At 46.2% G+C, this 3,368-nt stretch carries 3 protein-coding genes; all 3 read right to left on the bottom strand.

Features of this window, described 5'->3' with window-relative positions; translation table 11 throughout:
- Positions 1–434: alpha/beta hydrolase (locus tag VIM87_RS12440; protein WP_331997307.1), on the bottom strand; the 434-nt coding region annotated here is incomplete at its 3' end.
- 39 nt (positions 435–473) lie between these two features.
- Entirely contained in the window at positions 474–2,378 is a 1,905-nt protein-coding gene (locus tag VIM87_RS12435) for a glycoside hydrolase family 97 protein (protein WP_331997306.1), read from the bottom strand.
- A gap of 240 nt (positions 2,379–2,618) precedes the next feature.
- A partial coding sequence (locus VIM87_RS12430) for a T9SS type A sorting domain-containing protein (protein ID WP_331997305.1) occupies positions 2,619–3,368 on the bottom strand: 750 nt, incomplete at its 5' end.

Raw genomic sequence — 3,368 nt, 5'->3', positions numbered from 1 at the left:
GAACGGCCGGCAGATGAGGTGTCTGTTACAGTGAGCTTAGTATCGCAATTGGGAAAAACCATTACTACCGGCTGAATTTTACCATCTGCGATCAGGTTATCCACAACATTATCTGCCTGGCACCACTCCGTCCATTGACGGTAGTCCTGGCCCAAACCATGCAACAGATATAACACGGGATATTTCTTATCAGCGGAATATCCCGGAGGTGTATATACCCACATTTCCCGGAGCTTCCCGAGCGTTTTTGAGCTATACTGAACCACTGCTAATTTTCCGTGAGGTACATTACTGCGCTGCACATTAAATCCGGCAGGCGGATCAGGGAAAGTGGGTACAGTGTCTGCTTTAAATGAACCCTTATCTGTTTGTGCCTGGCAGATATGGCCGGCAACAATAAATACGATCGAAATAAACAAATGCCTGTAACTCATTTCATTTTTTATAACGTTAATTTATTTGTTCCAAACCAATCACTCAAGCACCATTACAAACCCACCGCTTGCATTCAAAGTAAGATCAAGCTGCTTTTGTTGTGCTGTGTTCAGCTCTGTTTTTGAAAACAGCTCATTTTTTGCACCGTCTGTGAACAGGGTTGCCTTTCCTTTCTTAAATGAGGTAAGGTCAAGATTAATTTTCTTTTCACTGTTATCTCCATTAATGCCGGCAATATACCAGCGGTTACCGCTTCGCCTGGCTATGACAGCGTATTTCCCGGGGTAGCCATCCAAAAATCTCACATCATCCCAGTTGTCGGGAAGCTTTTTTAAGAACGATTTCACATCATCAGGTACCTGCACCATTCCTTCCGGTGATTGTGCATAATGCTGTATGCCCGATAAGAATAAAACCGAAAGCGCCAGCTCAAAGGCGGGAGTGGTTCTCCTGGTACAATTAGACGATGTAAGCCCCGTAAGGTTCATGGGCGTAAAATCCATTGGGTCAAATGCGTTCCTGGTGAACGGCAGCATAGCACAATGGTTGGCCTGCAGATCGGCTGCTTTCTGGTCAAAGGTTACCATCTCCATCCCATAAATTGCTTCGGCTGTCATCAGATGAGGGTAGGTTCTTTGCCAGCCTCTGGGCAATGTAGCGCCGTGAAAGTTCACCAGCAGCTTATGTTTTGCAGCATCATTCAAAATGTCAATGTAGTATTGGATCATGCTCCGGCCATCGCCACCAAAGAAATCAACCTTTATGCCTTTAATGTCCAATGCCTGCAGCCGGCTGAATTCTTTCTCCCTTCCCTCCTTTGTAAGCAAAACATCTTTAGGATGATATTTGATCGTGTTCCAGTCTCCCGCAGAATTGTACCATAACAGCAATCCAACATGCTTTTGTTTTGCATAGGCTGAGAGCTCCGCAACTTTATCATACCCGATCTTGGTATCCCAGTCGGCATCTATCAGGCAATATTGCCAGTGCATGTCATTGGCATAGTCAATATACTTTTTTTGCTCATCGAAAGTGATGTTATCATCCTTGCTGTTGATCCAGCTCCAGCTGGCTTTTCCGGTTTTTACAAAAGAGGCATCCTTTAACACTGCTGACGGCGCCAGATCGGTACCCAATGTTGATTCTGCAATTGTTTTTAAACTTCCAATGGCTATAATACGCCAGGGTGTACGCCAGGGCTTATTGTTTTCCGGTAAATAGCCGCCACCGGTGAACACTTCCCTTGGATCGGCAAAGCCGATCGAATAAACAGCTGAGGCAGAATCGTTGATCAATCTTGTACCGCAATAAGTGCCATCCAGCGCTGCTTCGCTGATCAACACCCAGGTATCATTGGTTTTAAACAAAGCAGGGTATACCCAGCCTGACTTTAACGGCGATACGGTGCCAACAGGAATGTCCTGCAAATAATGTTCTTCATAAGACGGGTGACAATGCTCGAAACCTGTTTTTGCTTCACTCATGGGCTGCAGCCAGGCTTTTGTTCCTTTATCAAATGTAAAGGAGGAGCTTTCTTTAACGATCGTTTCATTATCTTTTATCCAGGGAAAAGAATACCGGAAAGCCACCCCGTCGTTGGATAAGCGGAAAATGATATCCATTTTCTTCTTTTCTTCATTCGCAAAAGACAACACCAATTGATTGGCCTGGTAAAGAATGCTGCTTTTCTTTGCATTCTTCGTTTGATAGCTATCCGCTATACGTTGCGGTTTGGATACCGTGACCAGTTTCATGCCTTGTGTAAAATCATGCCCCTTCATCATCACTCCCAAAGCCGAAGGCTGAATGATATCAACACCGGACCTTTGGATCCTGTATTGAATTTCACCTGCAGCGGATAAGGATACATTGAGCGCAATGGACTTGTCCGGACTTTGCAATTGAGCCAGCTGCTGCGCCTGCAGCTGATCCATTGTTCCCATGCCCCAGGTATTCATGCCCACCAGGAGCCAAACTAAAAGAACTGTACTTTTAAAACCCATTTTCATAACCATAATAACCGACAATTTTATCAAATTCAAAGAAATTTTCCGTAGTATCTGTACATACCTCATTTGCACAAGTATAACCCTGCCCCACACTGCTATTATCTGGTTAAGAAATAAATTAGGAAAATGGGAATGCTTTGTTGGAAGCATTCCCATTTTCCCGTGTAAGACCTGTTAATGAACGATCAGCTTCTTCGTGAAGCTGGATCCGTTCGAATCTATTGTAACAATGTAAAACCCTGCATTCAGCCGGGCATCAACCTCTATCTTGTTACTGCCCTGCGTTTTCCTTTCATAAAGCATTCTGCCCTGGTTATCATAGACCCGCACGATCGCATGTGCCGGGATCTCCTTAAGCAGGATGCTAAACCTTCCTTCACTGGCAGGATTCGGATAAATGCTAACCGCATCTTCATTAACGCTGATCTTCTGTGATATGCCGGCAGCTGAAGTATCGCTCATCCCTGATCTCATTAAAGAGCCGGTGAGGGTGATGTTAAAGGTCTGCGTGCTTTTGCATCCCCCGCTGTTCGTATAGGTGGCCACGTAGTTGCCTGCCTGGCTGGACTGCACATTTGATAGATATATTTCCCGCGTAGCTGCGCTAAAATTATTGGGCCCGGTCCAGCTCCAGGATCCACCCTGCGTGGGCTGAGGGCCAAACTGTACGCTGCCGCCTGCAGCTAAAGAAGCGTTGGCGGTCTGCTGCCAGGTTCCGTTATTAATATTTACATAGGGTGTGATGGCAGTAGGCGTACAGGCGGCAGGCTCCCAGTAAATCAATCCTCTTCCGCCGCCGGCGCTCATGTATACCCTTCCGGCAACGTTCATATCACCAACCAGCAATGGCGCGCCTGCAAACTCGTGGGCGTCGTCATTCAGCCTGGTCCAGGTAGCACCCTGGTCTGTTGATCTGAAAAGACC

The sequence above is a fragment of the Chitinophaga sp. genome (genome assembly GCF_036569125.1).
Taxonomy (GTDB): Bacteria; Bacteroidota; Bacteroidia; order Chitinophagales; family Chitinophagaceae; genus Chitinophaga.
Note: the sequence above shows the minus strand (reverse complement) of the source record. Positions and strands in the feature narration are given on the sequence as shown.

Excerpts from the sequence above, each read along its gene's own strand:
- VIM87_RS12435 (WP_331997306.1), bottom strand. The coding sequence starts at position 2,378 with ATGGGAACAATGGATCAGCTGCAGGCGCAGCAGCTGGCTCAATTGCAA.